Origin of the sequence: Alteromonas sp. MMG017, assembly GCF_018100795.1 — a bacterium.
Taxonomy (GTDB): Bacteria; Pseudomonadota; Gammaproteobacteria; order Enterobacterales; family Alteromonadaceae; genus Alteromonas.
The window spans coordinates 49,471-72,921 of record NZ_JAGJDY010000013.1 but is presented as its reverse complement, the minus strand read 5'-3'; the positions used below and the strand labels follow the sequence as shown (position 1 = coordinate 72,921).

Genomic DNA, 23,451 nt, shown 5'->3' with positions numbered 1-23,451 from the left:
GCCAGCCCTTTTTTTGTGTCTGATATACCTATACAACAATAATAAATAAAGGGAAATCACATGGCTATCAGAGGCGAGTTTTCTTCTCGAATCGGGTTCGTGCTCGCAGCAGCGGGTTCAGCAGTTGGACTCGGTAATATTTGGGGGTTCCCCACCAAAGTAGCAACGAATGGCGGCGCTGCTTTTGTTCTTGTTTACTTACTTCTCGCGTTTGTTCTTGCATACCCCGTTCTCATGGCTGAACTCATCATTGGACGAAGTTCTCGTTCTAACATGGTGGATGCGCTAGGCAATATTTCTGGCAATTTTATTGGTCGTGCAACCGGTATTTGGGGATGTATAACAGTCTCACTTATCTTGGCGTTTTACGCCATCGTGGGCGGTTGGATGCTTGTTTATTTCGCTGATTCTGCCGTCAATATGGTGGGGTTACAGTCTGCAAGTGATTGGTTGTTAACCTCATCGGTTACGCGTAACATTATTTTTTGTTTTATTTTCATGGCGTTAACTGCTTTTATTGTTGTGGGTGGTGTTAAGGCAGGTATTGAAAAGTGGTCGGTTAGGTTAATGCCCACACTGGTACTTCTTATCCTAGCCTTGATCATTTATGTCAGCTTACAGCCGGGAGCTTCTGATGGTTGGAGCGCGTACTTAGTTCCAGACTTCACGCGCATCCTCGACCCCGACTTATTAATTGATGCCATGGGCCAAGCCTTTTTCTCAATGTCATTAGGTGTGGGTACCATGCTTGTTTACGGTTCATACCTAAGCAAAAAAGAAAATTTGCCCACCATTGGTGCTTCCGTTGCGTTAGTTGATATTGGTGTAGCCGTTATTGCCGGTATGCTGATTATTCCAGCCATGTATGTGGCACTGCATAATGGTGTAGAAATCTTTACGCCAGAGGGGGCCTTAATTCAAGGTGATTCGCTTATTTTCAAAGTGTTGCCGGCCTTGTTTGATACAATTGGCGGGGTAGGTGTGTTTGTTGCATTCACGTTCTTTGCGTTAATGGCGATAGCCGCCGTTACCTCTTCAATATCAATGCTTGAAGTACCTGTAGCATACATGGTGGAAAGCAGAGGCTTGGTGCGCAAAAAGGCGGTAGTGACAATGGCAGCCATTATCTTTGTACTTAGTTGCATTATTATTCTTAATTTTAATGCACTGTTTGGGTTCGTTATTGCCCTTACCACTGAGTACAGTCAACCACTACTTGGCTTAGCGCTATGTATATTTGCCGGTTGGGTGTGGCGCAGAGATGCCATACTAGCAGAGCTTAAAGAAGGCGATGCAAACGCAGAGCAAAGTTTGTTTTGGAAGATTTGGCCTTGGTATGTACGCTTTGTTTGCCCGGTTATTATTGCGCTAATGTTTTACCGCTCAGTTTTTTGATTTAAGGCTTAAGAATAATAAAAATGACAACGACTAAAGAATTAAAAGAACCTTCATTATTTGACGCGCTTATTCCCATCGTAGCCCTTGTACTTATGATGGGTAGTGCGGTTTATTTATTTGCCGATAATTCATCGTATGGGCCTAACCAAATTGCCTTATTACTGGCAATGGGTCTTGCCGCCATTATTGGCATGAAAAACGGTTATAGCTGGAAAACCATCGAAAAAGGCATTGTTGATGGAATCTCAATGTCGCTTGGTGCGTGCTTAATTCTATTGGCCGTAGGTTCGCTTATTGGTACGTGGATGTTAGCCGGTACAGTTCCTACGCTTATTTATTTTGGTCTAGAGCTATTGAACCCTTCATTCTTTTATGCTGCCGCCTGCTTAATTTGCGCCGTGGTTGCTATGAGCATTGGAAGTTCTTGGACTACCGCCGCTACAGTGGGGGTTGCACTGATGGGCGTGGCTGCAGGTATGGATATGTCTGCTGCAATTACCGCCGGTGCTGTTGTGTCAGGTGCTTATTTCGGCGATAAAATTTCTCCGCTTTCTGAAACCACAAACTTAGCACCCGCCGTGGCAGGTACCGATTTATTTGAACATATTCGCTACATGCTTTGGACTACCGTACCTAGCTTTATTCTAGCGCTTATTTTGTTTGTAATATTGGGCTTTAGCGAAAGCGGTGATGCTAAAGCAGATCGCATCGAACAAATGCAGTTATTGTTAAATGAGTCTTTCGATTTAAGCTGGTATTTATTAGTCCCCCTTGTTGTATTGCTAACCCTTGCGGTTAAGAAAGTGCCTGCGTTTCCTGCTGTGTCTATTGGCGCATTATTAGGTGCAGTATGGGCAGTGTTATTTCAAAGTGATGTAGTTGCTAGCATGGCAAGCCCTGACGACAGTGCCAGCATTGGTGCATTAAAAGTGGTTTGGACGGCCTTGTTTGACGGCGTAAGTTTCTCAACCCCTGATGAAAACTTGAATAGCTTGCTTTCACGTGGCGGTATGTCTTCTATGCTCAATACGATATGGTTAATTATTTGCGCTATGTCGTTTGGCGCGGTACTTGAGAGAGTAGGGCTATTAAAACGTGCAGTATCCGCTATTTTGTTAGGCGCTAAGTCGGCCGGTGATATGGTAAGCAGAACTATTCTTACGTGTTTCGCGACCAACCTGGTAACGGCCGATCAGTACATCTCTATTGTGATGCCAGGGCGCATGTACAAAGAAGAGTATGAAAAGCGTGGTTTGCACCAACTAAATCTATCTAGAAGCCTTGAAGATGGCGGAACCTTAACATCGCCACTTATTCCTTGGAACACGTGTGGTGCCTATATGCACAGTGTGCTGTTGGTAAACCCATTCGACTATGTTTTCTATGCGTTCTTTAACGTAATAAACCCAATTCTTGCTATTATCTACGCCTACTTAGGAATTAAAATTCTTCGCCTAACACCTCCAGATTATGCAAAGCAACCTGGCGAAGCAAACCAATAATAGTTGCGTAGAATTTCTGTTTTAGGAGACTCTATGTCAGTTACAGCTAAACGTCGGGCGGATTATCTTCCGCCCGCTTTTTCTATCCCGTTAGTCGACCTGACTATTTCATTACATCCCACAAAAACTGTGGTAAAGAGTAAACTTAGCGTTAAGCGCTCGCTTACTAAAGATACGGTTAAAGACACAGAAAAAAATGACGGAAACAAAAAACAGCCCCTCATCTTAGATGGGAATAAGCTGTCACTTGTTTCTGTTCATATTAACGGTACACCTTTTAGTGATTACACCTTAGATGATGAAACGTTAACGCTAAATGTAGATGCCGATGATTTTGAATTAGAAATTGAAAACCACATCGACCCAGAACACAACAAAGCACTAGAAGGCTTGTACCTTTCGGGCGGTGCTTACTGTACGCAATGTGAAGCAGAAGGTTTTAGGCGCATTACCTTTTTCCCAGACAGACCCGATGTATTGTCCGTCTATACGGTGAAAGTCATAGGGGATAAATCGTTCCCCATGCTGTTATCAAATGGTAACCCGGTAGAACGTGGTGAAAACCCTGATGGCACGCACTTTGTTACGTGGCACGATCCTCACCCTAAACCCTGTTATTTATTTGCATTGGTGGCAGGCGACTTCGATTTATTAACCGACACTTATACCACCACCAGCGGTAAAGAAGTTGCGCTAGAGTTATATGTCGACAAAGGTAAGAAATCTCAGGGTACATTTGCCTTAGCGTCACTAAAGCGTGCCATGAAATGGGATGAAGACGTGTTCGGGTTGGAATACGACCTCGATATATACATGATTGTGGCGGTCGACTTCTTTAATATGGGCGCAATGGAAAACAAAGGCCTGAATGTATTTAACAGCAAGTTTGTTCTGGCCGACCAAGATTCTGCAACCGATGATGATTTCTTTAATGTAGAAGCTGTTATCGCTCACGAATACTTCCACAACTGGACTGGAAACCGCGTAACGTGCAGAGACTGGTTCCAGCTTAGTTTGAAAGAAGGGCTAACGGTGTTTCGCGATCAGCAATTCAGTGCTGACATGACATCGCCGCTAAGTAACCGTATTAAGCATGTACGTGTGATGCGCGAGCACCAGTTTGCAGAAGATGCCAGTGCAATGAGCCATCCTATTCGCCCTGAAGAAGTTATTGAGATGAATAACTTTTATACGGTGACGGTATACGATAAAGGCGCAGAAGTAATTCGCATGTTCCATACTCTTTTAGGGCCGGAAGGTTTTAGGAAAGGAATGGACGAATATTTCCGTCGTCATGATGGCCAAGCAGTCACGTGCGATGATTTTGTTTCTGCCATGCAATCAGCTACCGAGTTAGATCTTACGCAGTTTTCTCGCTGGTATAGTCAATCTGGTACACCGCAAGTATCCCTTGCTCACAACGTTACCAGCAATGAAACGGGTTATGTACATACCTTCACCGTAACGCAAAATACGCCTAGTACAGCAGATCAAAGCGAAAAGCTTCCTTTGTATATTCCTGTAGGTTTTGAGGTTATCGATGAAGACGGTAATCGATACCGTGATGATAGTGGTATTATTCAGAACGACTTACTCATCGTCGATGCACCTGAAGTCACGATTACTATCACCTGTGATGCGAAGAAACTAACCCCAGTACTACTTGGTAACTTTTCTGCCCCAGTAAAAGTACATAATGAGCTAGACACCGCTTCATTACTTACTATATTTGCCCACTCGCAAGATGCATTTAATCGTTGGGATGCCATGCAGACTTTATATAACCGCTGTATCAGTGAGTTGTATGAAAACCCAACTGCTACAATAGACAGTGGTATATGGGCGGGTATTCGCGCTGCAATAGACAGCGAAATCGACAATATTGAGCTTTTAAGTGAATGCTTAGTAATACCTTCATTTGAAACCTTGTGTCAGTCTCGAAGCGATATTAGTGTGCAACCACTCATCGATGCACGAAAAGCGTTTTGTCGTCAGTTTTCTACCCAGTTGGAAGTAGTACTTCTAAATGCGTTTAACGGTATAGCCACACGGGCCTATAGTTACCAGCAAGATGCCGTTAATGCTCGCCGCTGCAAAAATGTATTGTTGTCTCATTTGGCTCGATTACCTCAGCATCAAGACTTGGTGATATCGCAGTTCGATATGACCGACAATATGACCGACACCCTAGGTGCCCTTAAAGCAGCGCAATCACTACCCACAGAAGCCTTTGAAAGTTTAATGGCTAAGTTTGAAGAAAAATGGCGTCACGATCCGTTAGTGCTAGATAAATGGTTTGCCTTGCACGCAACTCAACCTCGTGAAGATATACTCGCTACTATCACTATGTTAAGCGAGCATCCTCAATTTAGTATGGGTAATCCTAATCGTGTTCGTTCACTTATTGGCAGTTTCGCTTTCTATAACAGCGAACGTTTCCATAACTTAGATGGGGAAGGGTATAAGTTTGTTACCGATTACCTTATCAAGCTAGATGCCCTTAACCCTCAAGTTGCAGCACGAATTGTGACTCCACTGATCCAATGGCAAGGGTTTGCAGAACCCCATCAGGCATTGATGAAAGCACAGTTAGGTCGATTGTTAAATCATAAGGGCTTAAGTAAAGATGTGTTTGAAAAAGTGAGTAAAAGTTTGGCGTATGACAACCATTCAAGCCACTGATACCGTTTATTACTTCTCAGTCAATGTGCCTTACATTCAATGTGAGGCACTGTACTCTGGTGCTGTGCCTACCGTCGTTATGGTGGCGGAAAATGGCACTAGCGTGCAAGTTCCCTCTACCAGAATAAAACAGTTTATTACCTCCCAAGGTGTTGTGGGGCGTTTTCGCATGATTGTAGACGTCAATAACAAAATTAAAGCCTTCGAACGGTTACGCTAAAGCCCTCAACCTTTACCTTTGGTTGCTTTTTGTGCGTATATTTTTACGATCCCGCCAATTACTTACACCTTTCGGATAAGTTGCTTTTATAGTCCCCACAAAGCAATAACTATTTGATACGATTAATGTTGTAAATTTTGTTAACTGGTACGATTACTTCTTGCGAAAGTGGCAAAATGATGTAATCATTTTGTTAATCGTTATGGTTGATCACGATGTCACGCAGCCTTGTGCGTCGACTAGGGAGTATAAAAATATGATAAATAAGCCTCGCGCTTTTAAGATGTCACCTGTTGCTGTAGGTGTGCTAACCCTCTTGGGTGCTGCCGCACTTCCTGCTAATGCCGCTAATTGGCAAGTAGGTGATGTTAGCATTTCTCTTGATTCTACATTCACAGTGGCTACCAGTATTCGTACTGAGTCTAGAGATTACGATCTTATCGGAAATAGTAATCATGCACAGTTTGATTGGTCAGGTTACCACGCTGCATTCAATCCACTTTATCCTAGTAGCGACGTTTGGGCGTTAGCTGACGGCGGTTATTCAACCAATGGCGACTTAGGAAATTTATCTCACGATCCAGGTGATGCATTTGCAACACAAATTTCAGGAAACCATGAGTTAGATATTAATTTTGGCGATTTCGGTTTCTTCGCACGTGGTTTCTGGTTTTACGACTTTGAACAAATGGATGGTGACCGTCCTAATTCAAATGCCATCACCGGTGTTCAATACGATCACTGCCAAGATCCAGAAGCAGAAGATTTATTATGTACCGACGTGCGTCTTTATGATGCCTTCTTCTATGGCGATTGGTGGATTGGCGATAAGCCGTTAACCCTTCGTGTAGGTCGTCAAGTTATCAGTTGGGGTGAAAGTACTTTCATCCAACACGGTATCAATACCACAAACCCAGTAGACGTTACCCGTGCTCGTGCACCAGGTGCTGAACTTAAAGAAGTATTTATTCCAGTGGGTATGGTTTATGCCTCATTAGGACTAAGCGATACATTAAGTGTGTCGGGTTACTATCAATATGAATGGGAACGCAGTTGGTTGCCTGTTTCTGGAAGTTACTTTGCTGGTAACGACTTTGCGGGCGAGGGCGGTCAGCGTCAAAACGTCCAGTTAGGTTTCAGTGGTAACCCTGATATCGATTTAGACCATTTGTTAACTGCACTTAACGGCTATGGCGATATGTTACGTGCCGGCGGTAATTCTGCAGATATTGCTTCTGCATACTTAGCGTACCCAACCAAAGTGGCTATTCGTGGCTATTCTGACGAAGCGCATAGAGATGCCGACGACCAGGGTCAATACGGTTTACGTGTAACTTGGTTCGCTGAAGCGTTGAATGAATCTGAAATCAGTTTCTACCACATTAACTACCATAGCCAACGTCCACTTATCTCAGGTGTAACTTCTGACTTTACTTCAGAAGGTATTGCATCGGATTTAGCCTTCATTGCAACCAATGAAGTAACCCGCGATAACATTACTGAACTGGGTGCATTCACCCAATCTGAGTTCTATTATCCAGAAGATATTAAATTGTATGGCGTAAGCTTCAATACTAACGTTGGCACAACCGCTTTAGCCGGTGAATTTGCTTACCGTGTTGATGAACCGCTGCAAATTGACGATGTTGAGCTACTCTATATGGGTATGCCCCAGCAACTTGCTAACGCGGGTCTTCGTCCAGATTTAGACGGTATTTCTCAGTTAGGAAACATTGGCAGAGATGTTGGGCCAGGCGAAACTGCGGAAGGTTTCTTGTTTTCAGACACATGGCAAATGCAGTTAACGGCTTCTCACGTTTACGGTCCTAAGTTTGGTGCGGATAACTTCGTACTATTAGGTGAACTAGGTTATGTCAATATTGTTGATATGCCAGATCCAAACGTTATTCGCTTAAATGCACCAGGTACAGCACGTACACCGTCGCTTGAACCTACAGCAAGCGGCAATAATCGTGAAGGTCTACACATTGGTCTTTCCGATGGTCCAGAAACTAACCCATTTGCTACTGATGATGCTTGGGGTTATCGATTATTGGCGGTGGCTGATTGGAACGACATTATGGCCGGCGTAAACCTTCGAGCTCGTGCTACGTTCTCTCATGATGTAGAGGGTACAACACCAGATCCTCTCTATGTTTTCACCGAAGATGTTAAATCTGCGGCACTGGCATTAACGTTCGACTACTTAAGCAAGTGGTCAGCAACAGCCTCTTATAGTGCATTCTGGGGCGGCGTTGGTACCACTAACGCATTGTCAGACAGAGATTTTATTTCGTTTAACATCAAGTATTCAATCTAAAGAGTGATGTATATGATTAGAAAAATAGGAATTATTGCAACAGCGCTTTCAATGGCTCTAACTGGTGCAAGTGTTCACGCTAAGGTTTCTGAAGAAGATGCCAAAAAACTAGGCGGTGAATTAACCCCAATGGGTGCTATACAAGCTGCGAATGCTGATGGAAGTATTCCAGCATGGACAGGCGGTATCACATCAGCACCTGAAGGTTATTCTGTAGGCGATCACCATCCGAACCCTTTTCCAGAAGATAAGGTGTTATTTGAGATAACGGCATCGAACTATAAAGAATATGCTGATTTCCTTTCTGAAGGTCAGAAAAAGTTGTTCGAAGCGTACCCTGATACTTACCGCATGCCGGTATATCAGACCCGTCGTTCAGCATCTAACCCGCAAGCAATTTATGATGCGACTAAGGTTAATGCGACTAGCGCAGAATTACTGGATGACGGAAACGGCATAAAAGGCGCTGTATTAGGTGTTCCTTTCCCAATGCCTCAAACAGGTATGGAAGCGATTTGGAACCATATCTTACGTTATCGCGGTGCTGCGGTAGAACGTAACGGTGGGCAAGCTGCGGTTACAACATCTGGTGACTACAACGTTATCGGTTTTGATGAACAATTAATGATTAAGTATGCTGAAGAGGGTGCTACACCTGAAAAGCTAACTGAAGAAAATATCTTGTTCATGTTCAAGCAAAAAGTGACTAAGCCAGCACGTTTGGCAGGTACTGCTTTGCTAGTACACGAAACCGTAGACCAAGTTAAAGAGCCACGTAAAGCCTGGACCTATAACACAGGTCAGCGCCGTGTACGTTTAGCACCTAACATTGCTTACGACACGCCAGGAACTGCGGCAGATGGTCTGCGTACTACCGATGACTTCGATATGTTCAACGGTTCTCCTAACCGTTACAACTGGAAACTTGTTGGTAAACAAGAGATGTTTGTAGCCTATAACAACTATGCACTGCATTCAGATAACGTAAGTTACGATGAGATTCTTCATGCTAACCACGTTAACCCTGATTTAACGCGTTGGGAAAAGCACCGTGTTTGGGTGGTTGAAGCCACGTTGAAAGAAGGCTTCCGTCACATTTATCAAAAACGCGTATTCTTCATCGATGAAGACAGCTGGCAAATTCAAGTTGCTGATATGTATGATAATCGTGGCGAGTTGTACCGTGTTGGTGTAGCTTATGGAGTGAACTACTATGAAGTACCTACACAGTGGTCAACCCTAGATGCCTATTACGACTTAAACTCTCGCCGTTACTTGGCCATCGGTCTTGATAATGAAGAAGCCATGTATGACTTCTCTATTCGTCCAAGAGACGTAGAGTTTACGCCTCAGGCGTTACGACGAGAAGGTAAACGCTAAGCGTTTTGTGTTAAGACGGTTGGCAGTGCCAACCGTTTTTGTTTTCAGACAATTAAATTTTAGGGAGAATGGTTAATCATGAAAAAAACCATTGCAGCGTGCATAACTGCAGCACTCGCAGCAAATTACTCCGTAACTGCTTCAGCAGAAGATGCCTATATTGCACCCTTAGTTGAACAGTCAGTTTTGCTAGATATTGACGCTGATAAATTTGTCGTTGTTGTCGGAGAACGCGGTCATATTCTTATTTCAGAAGATGGAACGGCTTTTAATCAAGTTGCCGTACCCACCCAAGCGACACTCACTGCAACGACGGTAGTGGGCGATAATATTTGGGCGGTAGGCCATGATGCCACCATCATTCACTCCTCAGACAAGGGCCAAAGCTGGGAAATCCAGAATGTTCAGCCCGAGCTTCAACGTCCATTTTTAGATGTACTATTCTTTGATGAAAGTCACGGCATTGCTGCTGGCGCTTATGGCCTTTTCTACCGTACCACTGATGGCGGGAAAAGTTGGGAAACTGAGCGTCATGCTAGTTTACTAGACCCATACGATCGTGAATATTTGGAAAGCGTCAGAGAAGAAGACGAAGCGTTTTATCAGCAAGAATTAGAATCTATTTTACCTCATTTAAATCGTGTAACACGCGATGGCGAAAAGCTATACCTTGCTGGAGAAGCGGGTTTATTAGCTAGCAGCGACGATATGGGGAAAAACTGGGAACGTTTTGAAGTTGATTACACAGGCTCATTTTTCGATATTAGAGCGCTTGATGAATCAACGCTACTGGCTGTAGGCCTTCGCGGAAATATTTTTGTTTTGCGTGACCAAGGTGAATGGGAATACGTAAATTCTTGTTCAACCAGTACGTTAAATTCAATTTTACTGTCCGATAACGACACGGTGGTTGCCATGGGTAACAACGGTATGATGGTGTCAGCCACTCGTCCGCTTCCCGTCAGTGATCACGATCCATACGCAAACCCTGCAAACTGCGAACCTGCAAAAGGTATTACAGTTACACAGGTTGAAGATAAAGCTGCCATGTTAAATGCCGTTAGCTTTAATGGCCACACCATAGCTGTTACCGCGAATGGTATAAAAACGCTAAATACAAAGTAGGGTGGTTTCGCTTTTATGACCCATTTCATTGAACATCTTGTTTTCTCTAACCGTAAATTGGTGGTAGCCCTTTTTGCTATCGCAACTGTATTTTTAGGCTTTCAAGCATCGCAAATGCGACTTGATGCTGGTTTTGAAAAAAATATTCCGCTTAATCATGAGTACATGAAAACCTATATTGAACATCGCCAAGATTTCGGTGGTGCGAACAATATCTTAGTTTCTGTTTGTGATAAGAACGACAATATATTCAATCAAAACTTTTTTGATACGTTAAAGAACGTACACGACCAATTATTTTTCATAAATGGTGTGAACCGTTCTCTCGTTATTTCACTGTTTTCTCCTTCTACCCGCTTTACTGAAATTGTTGAGGGCGGATTTGCTGGCGGGCCGGTTATTCCAGCGGACTTCAATTCAGCAAACCCAGCTGCGTTAGACTTAGTGGCTGCGAATATTGAAAAAGCCAATATTGTTGGTCGTCAGGTAGCCAGCGACTATAGCTGTGCCATGGTGACAGCACAGTTACTGGATATCGACCCACAAACGGGTGAACCGTTAAATACACTTGCGTTAGCCGCTGAGCTTGAAGAGCAACTTCGCGGCGAGTATGAAAACGAAAATATTTCTATTCATATTATCGGCTTTGCCAAGATGATTGGTGATGTGGCCGATGGAGCGAAAGACGTATTGTTGTTTTTCGCTATTGCTATCGCGATAACAGCCATCATGGTGTACTTCTTCTCTCGCAGTATCATGCTTACTATATTGCCGTTACTGTGTTCTGTTATTGCCGTTATCTGGCAGTTAGGTCTACTGACTTCGTTAGGTTTTGGAATGGATCCTATGTCCATCCTAGTGCCGTTCTTAGTTTTCGCTATTGGTGTAAGTCATGGCGTGCAAATGATTAACGCGGTAGAAAAACGTGCGGTAACAGGAATAGGTGCAAAACGTGCGTCTATGGCGGCGTTTAGAAGCTTGTTGATACCAGGGGGCATAGCCTTACTTTCTGATACCGTCGGTTTCATGACCTTATTGGTTATCGATATAGGTATTATTCGTGAGCTAGCGATTACAGCAAGTATGGGTGTTGCGGTTATTATCCTCACCAACCTAATGCTGTTGCCAGTACTCATGAGCTTCTTAAAACTTGATAAGAAGTACGTAGACAAGTTTGCAGGTAAAGAAAATAGTAACTCCCGCTTTTGGGCAATTATTTCTGCGTGTTCACGTAAAAAGCCAGCAGCCGTTATTTTAATCGTTACCGCCATATTATTCGGTTTTGGGCACTACCAAGCACAAAACATGAAGATAGGTGATTTGCATGCCGGCGCACCAGCGCTTCATGAGTCTTCACGTTATAACCAAGATACCTTCTTGATTACCGACAAGTATGAAGTCACAGTGGATTACATTTCTATTTTGGTGGAAACCACACCTGAAGCTTGTACGTCTCACAGCGTCATGAAAGCAATGGATGATTTCCAGTGGAAAATGGAGAACGTTCCAGGGGTGCAATCGGCTGTATCGTTAGCATCTGTAGCTAAGATAGTGAATGCGGGTTATAACGAAGGTAATGTTAAATGGCAGGTTCTACCTCGTAACCAACAAACCTTAGTACAAGCTATTTCTCGTGTGCCTACTTCGTCTGGCCTATTAAATGGTGATTGTTCCGTCATGCCGATTATTCTGTTTATGGAAGATCACAAGGCAGAAACCATTTCTCGAGTGGTAGATGCAGTGAAAGACTTCCGTACTGAGTATGAGACTGATGATATGTCGTTTAGTCTTGCGTCAGGCCCAGTAGGGGTTATGGCGGCGACGAACGAAGCGGTAGAGGCTGCACAAGATCCAATGATGGTTTACGTCTTTGGTGCCGTTATCGCCCTATGCTTAATTAGCTTCCGTTCTATACGTGCAACCTTAGTGGTAGTTATTCCGCTGTATGTTGTATCTGTTTTAGCACAAGCGCTAATGACGTATCTGCAAATTGGTCTTACGGTATCAACCTTGCCAGTTATTGCGCTAGGTGTGGGTATCGGTGTTGACTATGGTATTTATATCTTATCGACGAAGAGCCTTATGCTTAAACAAGGAGCGACGGTACAAGAAGCTTACTTGGCTGCGCTAAAAGAGCGTGGTAGTGCGGTATTATTTACTGGTATTACCTTGGCAATAGGTGTGAGCACTTGGGTATTCTCCTCACTTAAGTTCCAAATGGATATGGGTATTTTGTTGACCTTTATGTTCGTGGTGAATATGTTAGGTGCAATTATCGTACTTCCAGCACTGGCTAGATTCTTGTGGTGGAATCGAAACGACCCCGGTGCATAATATTTTTGCATAGCTAATCATAAAAAAGGGCCGTAAGGCCCTTTTTTATAGGCGTTTTTTGCATAGTTATCTATGCTGTTAATATAAGGTTAAAAAGGGGCTTTTAATACCTCTCAGTTTTAGCGAAAATAGCCGCGCAACTTAGCACTTACGACATTTATAAGGTTAACTAATGACAGTCACCTCACAGCGACACTCAGTACTGCTAGATAATGTATTTGCACTCATTGAAAAAAAGGTGGATGCCCAGCAGAAGTCACTCGTGCAGCAATTCGGACGCCTGTTGTATAAAAATATCTCAAGTGATGACTTAGAAGATCGTAACGACAGCGATCTATATGGCGCCACTTTAAGCTTATGGAATGGGCTTGCTAAATTTGATAATTCAGCTCCCTACATTCGAGTTTTCAACCCAGAAATAGAAAAACATGGTTGGCACTCAAGCCATACCATTGTTGAAATAATTGTTAGAGACATGCCGTTTCTTGTAGATTCGGTTCGTATGTCACTCAACCGATTAAATATTACTGCGCATTTATTTTTGCATAGCCCAATTGGAATAAAGCGAAATAATAAAAACCAAGTGGCGGAATTTGCAGAGCCTGGCAAGACCGTTGAAAATGCCAGAAAAGAAACCGTAATTTTTATCGAGGTTGACCATCAAAGTGCGAAAAAAGACATTGATGAATTAACTAAAGAATTACACTCAGTCGTAGACGAAGTGTCGTTGGCGGTGAAAGACTGGCAAGAAATGACCACTAAGTTAGAAACGGTGGTTAAAGACAGTACAAAGCTAAACTGGCCCGTGTCTGCTGATGAAAAGAAACAAACTAAAGCTTACTTACAATGGTTAAGCGACCACAACTTTACCATGATGGGTTATCGTTATTACGAAGTGAAGGCCATAGAAGGCGACCATCGCTGGATTCCGTCTAACGATACGAGCTTAGGTTTATTAAAGAACTCTATTAACGACAGAGAGCGCCTGTTGTCGAAATTACCGGCCAGTGCAAGAGCAGAGGCACTAAGTCAAAGTCCGTTAATTTTGACCAAAACTAATTCGCGTGCTCGTGTTCATCGTCCTGCTTATATGGATTATGTTGGCGTGAAAGCGTTTAACAAAGACGGTCAAGTTGTGGGTGAGCACCGCTTCCTTGGTCTTTATTCTGCGTCTTTCTATAATCAAAGTGTGACGCAGCTTCCTATGTTGAGGGAAAAAATTCAGCGTATTTGCGATTTATCTGGCTATGAACCCGGTACCCATGCCTTTAAAGCCTTCGTTAATATTGTAGAAACCTACCCTCGTGATGAGCTACTGCAAACACCAGCGGAAGAGTTAGCGCAAATCGTGATGGGCATATTCCAGATGCAAGAGCGGGGTATTTCACGCTTATTTATTCGCAAAGATGTATTTGGGCGCTTCTTCTCGTGTATGGTATTTGTACCTCGTGAGCGTTATAACACGCAATTACGTGTAGACACCCAAGCGCTACTAAAAGCGTCGTTAGGTGCTAAAGAAGAAGTTGAATTTACTACGTTCTTTTCTGAATCTGTGTATGCGCGCACGCATTACATTGCTAGGGTCAACGACAACAACGCGGAATTTGATGTGAAGGAAATAGAACGCAATATTATTGAGCTGACTAAAACATGGAGCGATCGACTGGCTTCATCTATTTCAGCGGCACACGGTGAAGCCCAAGGTAAAGCCCTTGAGCGTAAATATAGCAATGCGTTTTCCCGTAGCTATATGGAACAGAACTTACCGGGTGATGCCCTTGTTGATATTGGCAAAATTGAACAGTTAGATGATGATCATACTCTCGACATGCTGTTTTACCGTCCACAAGAAGAGCAGTCTGACAGCCAAGTAGTGAAGCTTAAGTTGTTCCATCGTGCTGAGCCTATCCATCTTTCTGACGTACTGCCTATGCTTGAAAACTTCGGTTTGCGCGTAATCGATGAAAGCCCGTACAAGATTACCTGCCCAGATGGTTTTAGAAACTGGGTGATGGACTTCACCATGTTACATAAAAGTGGCCAACACTTTGACATGGAGCGTGCTCAAACCTTATTCCAAGATGCCTTTGCGAAAGTATGGAATAACGACTTAGAAGACGATGCATTTAACCGCTTAATTTTGGGTGCTAATTTAACCGGCCGTAAAGTCACTATTTTACGTGCGTACGCAAAATACATGCGTCAAACCGGCAGCTCATTCAGTCGTGATTACATTGCGAATACGTTAGCTAATTACCCTGATATTGCCCGCTTGCTCGTGGAGTTTTTCGACCAGCGCATTAATCCGAAGAAAAAACGTAGCGCGAAAAAAGAAGAAGCGTTACTTGAGAATATTAAGACTCAGTTAGACAGCGTGAGTAATTTAGATGACGACAGAATTATACGTCGTTATTTAGATATGATGTCGGCAACCCTTCGTACCAACTTCTATCAGCCCGATGAAGCAGGCAATGAAAAATCTTATGTGTCATTTAAGATGCTGCCTGAAATGATCCCTGATATGCCGTTACCCCTGCCTAAATTCGAAATTTTTGTTTATAGCCCACGTTTAGAGGGTGTGCATTTACGCGGCGGAAAGGTAGCCCGTGGAGGACTTCGTTGGTCAGATCGCCAAGAAGATTTCCGAACTGAAATTTTAGGCTTAGTAAAAGCACAGCAAGTAAAAAATACGGTGATTGTGCCTGTTGGTGCCAAAGGTGGGTTTGTTTGTAAAAAGCTCCCCGTTGGCGAAGGCAGAGAAGCGATTCAGGCTGAAGGCCAGGCGTGCTATCGCACCTTTATCACCAGTTTGCTTGATATCACAGACAACATTGTAAACGGTGAGGTAGTGCCACCTAAAGATGTGGTGCGATTAGATGAAGATGACCCGTATTTGGTTGTAGCGGCGGATAAAGGCACCGCTACCTTCTCTGATATCGCTAACGGTATTGCTGATGAATTTGGCTTTTGGTTAGGCGATGCGTTTGCCTCAGGCGGCAGCGTCGGTTATGACCATAAGAAAATGGGTATCACTGCCCGTGGCGGATGGGAGTCTGTTAAACGTCACTTCCGTGAAATCGGTATCGATTGTCAAACCACAGAATTCACTGCGGTGGGTGTGGGTGATATGGCGGGTGACGTATTTGGTAACGGCATGCTTTTATCTAAGCACACCAAATTAATATCGGCGTTTAACCATTTACATATCTTCTTCGATCCCGATCCAGATGCAGCAGCAAGTTACAAAGAGCGCGCTAGATTGTTCGAAAACCCACGGTTAAGTTGGGAAGATTATGATTCAAAATTGATTTCAAAAGGTGGCGGTATTTTCAGCCGTTCTTCGAAATCGATTAAGCTCACACCAGAAATGAAGAAGTGGTTAGGTACCCGTCAAATGACGATGACGCCAAACGAACTTATCCATAACATTTTAAAAATGCCTGTGGACTTGCTTTGGAATGGTGGTATCGGAACTTATGTTAAGAGCTCTAAAGAGTCTCATGCGGAAGTGGGCGACAGAGCCAATGACGACTTACGTTTAAATGGTAAAGACGTACAAGCTAAAATTGTAGGCGAGGGCGGTAACCTAGGCTTAACACAGCTAGGGCGAATTGAATATGCTGCTTCCGGCGGTCGTGTAAACACTGACTTTATCGATAATGTAGGTGGTGTTGATTGTTCCGATAACGAAGTGAATATCAAGATCTTGCTTAACAGCGTGGTAAACGACGGCGAGCTTACGGTTAAACAGCGTAATAACTTACTACACGAGATGACCGACGACGTATCCCGTATTGTGATTAAAGATTGTTATCGTCAAACTCAATCTATTTCGATTACAGAGATGTCAGGCGTAAGCTTATTGAAAGAACAGCTTCGCTTTATTCACGGTTTAGAGCGTGAAGGGCAACTTAACAGAGAGCTTGAGTTCATCCCCAGCGATGATGAAATTTCCGATAGAGTGGCGTCAGATCGTGGTCTGACTCGACCTGAACTTAGTGTTTTGATTGCCTATGGAAAAATGGTGTTAAAAGATGCACTGAATATTCCAGAAATCACTGATAACCCTTACCACGGTAAATTGCTGCTTCAAGCATTCCCTGAAGTGTTACGTGAGAAGTTCAGTACACATATGCAACAGCACCCACTTAGAAGTGAAATTATTGCCACTAAATTAACTAATAATATGGTTAATGATATGGGCCTTAATTTTATGTTCCGTATTCAAGAAGAAACCGGCGCGAGCGTAGATGACATTGCCAATGCCTACGCCATTGTGCACGGTATTTTTGATATGGAAACGCTATGGAGTCGTATTGAAGACTTAGATAACGTTATTTCCGCTAAGCTACAGCTTAAGATGCTAGATGAAGCTCGCCGCATTATGCGCCGCGCCGCACGCTGGTATATTAGGCATGGTAATAAAGCCTTGTCGATTGAAGAGGCTATTGCGAGCTACCGTGAAACTTTTAATACGTTATCTAAGAATCTGCAGAACTACTTGGTAGAAGCTGAATACTCACAGCTGGAAGAAAAAACAAGCACTTACGTAGCTCAAGATGTACCGAAGGATATTGCGTATCAAGTAGCGAGCTTCTCAAATATGTTCTCGAGTTTCGACTTAGCACACATTGTTGCCGCTGAAAAACATACCGTTGATGTTGTTGCTCGTTTGTACTTCCAGCTTGGCTCTAAACTTGAGTTGCATTGGTTCTTAGATCAAATTAATAATCAGGCCGTCAGTAACCATTGGCAAGCACTCGCCCGTGCGTCTTACCGGGAAGAATTGGATTGGCAGCAGCGTTCCATAGCCGCTAATCTTCTTCAAATAAACCCAGAGGCTAGCGATGCAGACAAAATTTTGGAAGATTGGATGCAGAGCAACCAAGTGTTGTTGAAACGCTGGTATCATATGATGTCAGAGTTTAAGACCAGCTCAACCCACGAATTTGCGAAATTTTCTGTCGCATTACGTGAATTGATGCTTTTAAGCGTGAAGTCTAGCCATTAGAATACACGCTATCAAAAATGACGAAGCCCTGTGAAACAGGGCTTTTTTATACCAAACACAAGCGAAAACAAACACCTATGCAATCATTAGTGCAAAAACTGTTGCTTCAATGCGAACCCGAAAAAAGCCATGATTTTACTATCAACTGGTTAAATAAAACGCAACACACGCCGTTGAAGTGGGCTTACAGCACCACAACAATTAAAAAGCCAGTCACGATTGCAGGTATAACCTTTGATAATCCTGTGGGTTTGGCGGCAGGCTTAGACAAAAATGGTGATTGTATAGATGCATTTGCCGAAATGGGGTTTGGTTTCGTAGAAATTGGTACGGTTACGCCTCGCCCACAAGCCGGTAACCCTAAGCCTCGGTTATTTCGTATTCCTGAAAAACAGGCCATCATTAACCGAATGGGCTTTAACAACAAAGGCGTTGACCACTTAGTTTCTCAAGTGAAAAAAGCCCAGTTTAAAGGGCCCATTGGCATCAATATTGGTAAAAATAAAGATACTGATGATGCTAAGGCACTTGATGATTATCTTATTTGTTTGAGCAAGGTTTATCCTTACGCCAGTTATGTGACTATTAACATTTCTTCACCCAATACTCCTGGGCTTAGAAATCTTCAGTATGGTGAAGCGCTAGATGCGTTATTGGTAGGCCTTAAAGCAGCGCAAGAAACCTTGACGCAAACTCACGGTAAATACGTACCGCTATTTATTAAAATTGCACCAGATTTATCAGATGGTGAAATACAAAGTATTGCGCAATCGTTACTCGCCAGCAAAATGGATGGCGTTATTGCTACTAATACCACGCTGTCTCGTGATGCCGTTCAAGGGTTAAAGCATGCTGATGAAATGGGCGGTTTGAGCGGTTCTGTCTTAACTGACATGAGCCTGAACGTAACGAAAAAGCTATCTAGTGCCCTTGATAGAGCCATTCCTATCATAGGTGTGGGCGGTATCGATTCTCCTGAAACCGCAAAAGCACGTTTAGATGCAGGAGCATCACTAGTTCAGGTATACTCTGCGTTCATTTATCAGGGGCCCGACCTCGTTAAACGCATTGTAAAAGCGCTATAATTAGCCAAAGCGACACATTACAGTTTTATACACTCAAGCGTGTGTTAATAAACACACGCTCTATCAGGTAATTGAATGAATACTATTCTGGCAACAACCAGCCGCGGTCTTGACGAACTCCTTAAGCAAGAAATACTCAATTTGTGCCCAGATGCAGAAATTAAACAGTCTCCGGGCATGTTGCAGTTTGAAGGAAGCAAAGAAGACGCTTACAAGCTTTGTCTTTGGTCTCGCTTAGCCAACCGTGTTATTTGGATCTTAGGCACAGGAAAGGCAGGCAATGCTGAAGAATTGTATAAGACAGCCATGGATATTGATTGGCAGATGCATATGGAATCTCGCCATACGTTGTCAGTGCAATTTATTGGTACTAACTACGAAATTAAGAACACCCAATTCGGCGCGGTAAGAATTAAAGATGCCATTGTTGACCAATTCGTAGAAGAAGGCCAAGCTCGCCCGTCGGTTGAGCGCAAAATGCCAGATTTCCCCGTGTACGCCAGACTTCAACGAGATAACGTGATTATTGGACTTGATATGGCCGGTGCAAGTTTGCACCAACGTTCATATCGTCAAGAAACGGGTGACGCACCACTTAAAGAACACATTGCCTGTGCCATGCTAATGCGCAGTGGCTGGACTGAAAACATGGACAAACCTCTTGCTGACATGATGTGTGGCTCGGGTACTATTGCAATTGAAGCAGCTTTTATGGCACGTAATATTGCCCCAGGCATAAAGCGTGAGTATTGGGGCTTTAGTAAATGGCTAAGCCACGATGCCGCTTACTGGGATTCATTAGTCAATGATGCCATTGCGAACCAAACAGAAAGTAAAAGCGAAATTTTTGCTGCCGATTACAACCGCAGAATGATTGCCATAGCCAAAGACAATGCTGACTACGCAGGCGTATTTAACGATATTAAATTCAGCAACCAAGACGCCACTAAGTCGTCACCGCCGGTTGCAACGCCAGGTTACATGGTGTCTAACCCACCTTACGGTGAGCGTTTAGGTGAACTAACCGCCCTTATTCCGCTTTTCAGTGAATGGGGTAAGCGCTTTAAAGAAGCATGGAAAGGTTGGCACGTTTCATTGCTTAGCAGCAACCGAGACTTATTGCGTGTGTTAAAACTTCGCGCAACCAAAGACTACGGTATGAACAACGGTAAGCTAGAGTGCCGTTTAGTGAACTATGTGTTAAGCGAAGAGAACACAGTTCAGTTTACTGAAGATGCGTCGAACCACGAATTCGCCAATCGCTTAAAGAAAAATCTTAAGAAAATGAAAGGTTGGATCAACAAAGTTGATACTAACTGTTATCGTATTTACGATGCCGACTTGCCCGATTATAACGTGGCGATTGATAGGTACGGTGACTGGCTAGTCGTGCAAGAGTACGCACCGCCTAAAACTGTGTCGGAAGACAAAGCCCGTAAGCGTTTGCAGGAAGTTTTACTTTATTTGCCTACTGTTACTGGTGTGTCACCTAAGCAAATCGTACTAAAAGTACGTAGCCAACAAAAAGGCACTAAGCAGTACGAAAAAATTAACCAGTCTGGCACCATGATGGAAGTGTACGAAAACGGTGCGCGCTTATTGGTGAACTTGACCGATTATTTAGATACTGGTTTGTTTTTAGATCATAGAAACACTCGTCAAAAAGTTATGCAGCTTGCCAAAGGTAAAGACGTACTTAACTTATTTGCTTATACCGGTAGTGTGTCTGTGTTTGCAGCTAAAGGCGGTGCGAAGTCAGTCACTACCGTTGATATGTCTAACACCTATTTAGACTGGGCGAAAAAGAATGTGGCGCTTAATAAACTAAATGGGCCACATGCTTTTGTTCAAGCTGACTGTACATCGTGGTTAAGCGATCATAAAGGTAAATACGATTTAATATTTATCGATCCACCTTCATTTTCAAATTCTAAGCGTATGCAAAGCACATGGGATGTACAACGCGACCACGTTACTATGCTAACGAATGCCAGAAACTGCTTAAACGATGGCGGTACGTTAATTTTCTCTAACAATAAACGCGGGTTTAAGTTAGATGAAGAGGCATTACAAGCCTTAGGTTTCACTATTGAAAATATTACTCAAGAAACCATACCCGAAGACTTTTCTCGCCGCGGAAATATTCATAAGTGCTGGATCTTGTCGTTATCGAGAGATGCTTTATTAAAAGAAGCATTATCAAGCGAAGCGTTATGAAAATAGTGTTTTACACGGGACCACAGTGTAGTTTGTGCGATTTAGCCGACATTGAGTTGGCTAATACGCAGCAGTTTTCTTCGTTAAACGTCGAAAAAGTAAATATTCGTAATAGCACCGATTTGTATCATTTATACGGTGCTCGCATTCCTGTATTGAAACGGGAAGACAATGGCGCCGAAATTGGCTGGCCATTTGATACCAACGCATTGGAGACATTCTTACAGTGAGCATTTTGCAGTTAAAGAACATCACTGTTATCTACGGCAACCCCCCTTTGTTAGATGGCGTTGAACTAATTGTTCAGCCCAAAGAGCGTGTGTGTTTAGTAGGCCGAAATGGCAGTGGTAAATCTACCTTAATGAAGGTGATTTCAGGTGATGTGATTGCCGATGACGGACAGCGCATTATAGAAAGCGACACCATTATTGCTCGATTAGAGCAAGATCCGCCGCAAACCACAGACGTGACGCTTTTCGATTACGTTGCTGAAGGGCTAGCAGATGTAGGCGACACCATTAAAGCCTATCACCATCAGACCAAGCTAGTGGCTGAAGACCCTAGTGAAGCTAACTTAAATCGCCTACAAACCTTACAGGAAACCCTAGAGGCCCGTGATGCATGGCAATTTGAGCAGCAAATAGAACAAACGCTTACCATGCTCAAACTAGAGCCTGATATTTCATTGTCCACCTTATCTGGTGGATGGCGCCGTAAAGCGGCACTTGCACGGGCGTTGGTTCGTTCACCCGATTTATTGTTACTTGATGAACCCACTAACCACTTAGATATCGAAATGATTCGCTGGTTGGAAAGCAGTTTATCTAACTATAACGGCGCCATTGTGTTTGTAAGCCACGATAGGGCGTTTATTCGTAATATGGCAACCCGTATTGTGGATTTAGACCGTGGCGGATTAACCAGTTACCCAGGTAATTACGAAACCTATTTAGAGAAAAAGCAGCAAGACCTTGAAGTTGAAGCTGCCCATAACGCCGAATTCGATAAGAAACTGGCGCAAGAAGAAGTATGGATCCGCCAAGGCATAAAAGCCCGTCGTACCCGTAACGAAGGCCGAGTACGTGCATTAAAAAAACTGCGTGACGAACGTAAAGCAAGGCGCGCAGTACAAGGTAATGCGGTAGTAAACCAGCATCAAGGTACACGCTCGGGCAAAATGGTGTTTGAAGTCACCGATTTAGATTACGCCATTGGCGGTAATCAAATTGTGAAGGGATTAAACCTTAATGTATTACGTGGCGATAAACTTGCTTTAGTCGGCCCTAATGGTAGCGGGAAAAGTACCCTGATTAAGTTGTTATTAGGTGAACTAGCACCCGATAAAGGTAACTGTAAGCAAGGCACTAATCTTGAAGTGGCTTACTTTGACCAACATCGCCATGGCTTAGATTTGGAACAAACAGTGATTGATGCTGTAGGTGATGGTAAACGTGACCTTATGGTTAACGGGCATCCAAGACACGTTATCAGCTATTTACAAGATTATTTGTTCTCACCTGAACGGGTGAATGCACCTGTGAAGTCACTGTCTGGTGGTGAGAAGAACCGGCTAATGTTGGCCAAGTTAATGCTTAAGCCCAGTAACTTGCTTGTACTCGATGAGCCAACAAACGATCTTGATGTTGAAACGCTAGAGATGCTGGAAACCCTGTTAAATGAGTATGCTGGCACGGTTTTACTTGTAAGTCATGATAGGGAATTCGTTGATAATGTTGCCAATAGTTGCGTTGTATTTGAAGGCGAGGGCTTCTTACGGGAATTCATTGGTGGCTTCACAGATGTAGAGAGCTGGTACAAAGATCAGAATGCTAAACGTCAACAAGTGATTAAAGACGAAAAAGCCAAAGTAAAGAATGAAACTAATTTAAGTTCGAATAGTCCTAGTGCTAAGTCTTCTCCCCGTAAGACGAAAAAGTTATCATATAAAGATCAACGAGAACTTGAATCGCTGCCTGCAGATATTGAGCAGTATGAAAATGAATTAGCTGAAATGCAGTTGTTAGTTAACGACCCTGAATTCTTTAAAAAAGGGAACGATGAAACTGCAAAAACCTTAGCTCTGTTAGCAGAGAAAGAACAAGCCTTATCCCAGAAGTATGCGCGCTGGGATGAATTAGAAAGTATGCTGGAAGATAATCAGCAGTAAATAGGATTTT

The 23,451-nt window shown here is 43.3% G+C and carries 13 protein-coding genes; all 13 read left to right on the top strand.

What is annotated here, in order from left to right; genetic code table 11:
• Positions 1-60 precede the first annotated feature (60 nt).
• The 13 genes from J8L84_RS17945 to J8L84_RS17885 all read left to right on the top strand — a co-directional run bounded on the left by J8L84_RS17945 (position 61) and on the right by J8L84_RS17885 (position 23,441).
• Positions 61-1,395 (top strand): sodium-dependent transporter, encoded by a 1,335-nt coding sequence (locus J8L84_RS17945; protein WP_211071890.1) that lies wholly within the window; start codon positions 61-63, stop codon positions 1,393-1,395.
• A gap of 23 nt (positions 1,396-1,418) precedes the next feature.
• Positions 1,419-2,900 carry a Na+/H+ antiporter NhaC gene (nhaC, locus tag J8L84_RS17940; RefSeq protein ID WP_211071889.1) on the top strand — a complete coding sequence of 494 codons (1,482 nt, stop codon included), beginning with the start codon at positions 1,419-1,421 and terminating at the stop codon, positions 2,898-2,900.
• Between the two features lie 33 nt (positions 2,901-2,933).
• Positions 2,934-5,582, top strand: a complete 2,649-nt coding sequence (gene pepN, locus J8L84_RS17935; RefSeq protein WP_211071888.1) for an aminopeptidase N — start codon at positions 2,934-2,936, stop codon at positions 5,580-5,582.
• Positions 5,560-5,802, top strand: a complete 243-nt coding sequence (locus J8L84_RS17930; protein WP_211071887.1) for a DUF2835 family protein — start codon at positions 5,560-5,562, stop codon at positions 5,800-5,802. The genes pepN and J8L84_RS17930 overlap by 23 nt, the downstream gene beginning before the upstream one ends.
• Before the next feature lie 256 nt (positions 5,803-6,058).
• Entirely contained in the window at positions 6,059-8,122 is a 2,064-nt protein-coding gene (locus J8L84_RS17925) for a DUF1302 domain-containing protein (protein ID WP_211071886.1), read from the top strand.
• Positions 8,123-8,134: 12 nt separating this feature from the next.
• A complete protein-coding gene (locus tag J8L84_RS17920) occupies positions 8,135-9,502 on the top strand; it encodes a DUF1329 domain-containing protein (RefSeq protein ID WP_211071885.1) in 1,368 nt (455 codons plus the stop codon).
• Between the two features lie 78 nt (positions 9,503-9,580).
• Positions 9,581-10,627 (top strand): YCF48-related protein, encoded by a 1,047-nt coding sequence (locus J8L84_RS17915; RefSeq protein WP_063457058.1) that lies wholly within the window; start codon positions 9,581-9,583, stop codon positions 10,625-10,627.
• A gap of 15 nt (positions 10,628-10,642) precedes the next feature.
• The gene (locus tag J8L84_RS17910) at positions 10,643-12,961 is read left to right on the top strand and encodes an MMPL family transporter (protein ID WP_211071884.1); all 2,319 of its coding nucleotides are present in this window, start codon (positions 10,643-10,645) and stop codon (positions 12,959-12,961) included.
• 172 nt (positions 12,962-13,133) lie between these two features.
• Positions 13,134-17,972: an NAD-glutamate dehydrogenase gene (locus J8L84_RS17905; protein ID WP_211071883.1), complete on the top strand. Its 4,839-nt coding sequence runs from the start codon at positions 13,134-13,136 to the stop codon at positions 17,970-17,972.
• A 77-nt stretch (positions 17,973-18,049) separates the two neighbouring features.
• Complete coding sequence (gene pyrD / locus J8L84_RS17900) at positions 18,050-19,057, top strand: quinone-dependent dihydroorotate dehydrogenase (protein ID WP_211071916.1); 1,008 nt, start codon at positions 18,050-18,052, stop codon at positions 19,055-19,057.
• Between the two features lie 75 nt (positions 19,058-19,132).
• A complete protein-coding gene (gene rlmKL, locus J8L84_RS17895) occupies positions 19,133-21,274 on the top strand; it encodes a bifunctional 23S rRNA (guanine(2069)-N(7))-methyltransferase RlmK/23S rRNA (guanine(2445)-N(2))-methyltransferase RlmL (protein ID WP_211071882.1) in 2,142 nt (713 codons plus the stop codon).
• Positions 21,271-21,504 carry a glutaredoxin family protein gene (locus tag J8L84_RS17890; protein WP_013784083.1) on the top strand — a complete coding sequence of 78 codons (234 nt, stop codon included), beginning with the start codon at positions 21,271-21,273 and terminating at the stop codon, positions 21,502-21,504. The genes rlmKL and J8L84_RS17890 overlap by 4 nt, the downstream gene beginning before the upstream one ends.
• Positions 21,501-23,441: an ABC transporter ATP-binding protein gene (locus J8L84_RS17885; RefSeq protein WP_211071881.1), complete on the top strand. Its 1,941-nt coding sequence runs from the start codon at positions 21,501-21,503 to the stop codon at positions 23,439-23,441. The genes J8L84_RS17890 and J8L84_RS17885 overlap by 4 nt, the downstream gene beginning before the upstream one ends.
• The last annotated feature ends 10 nt before the right edge of the window (positions 23,442-23,451 follow it).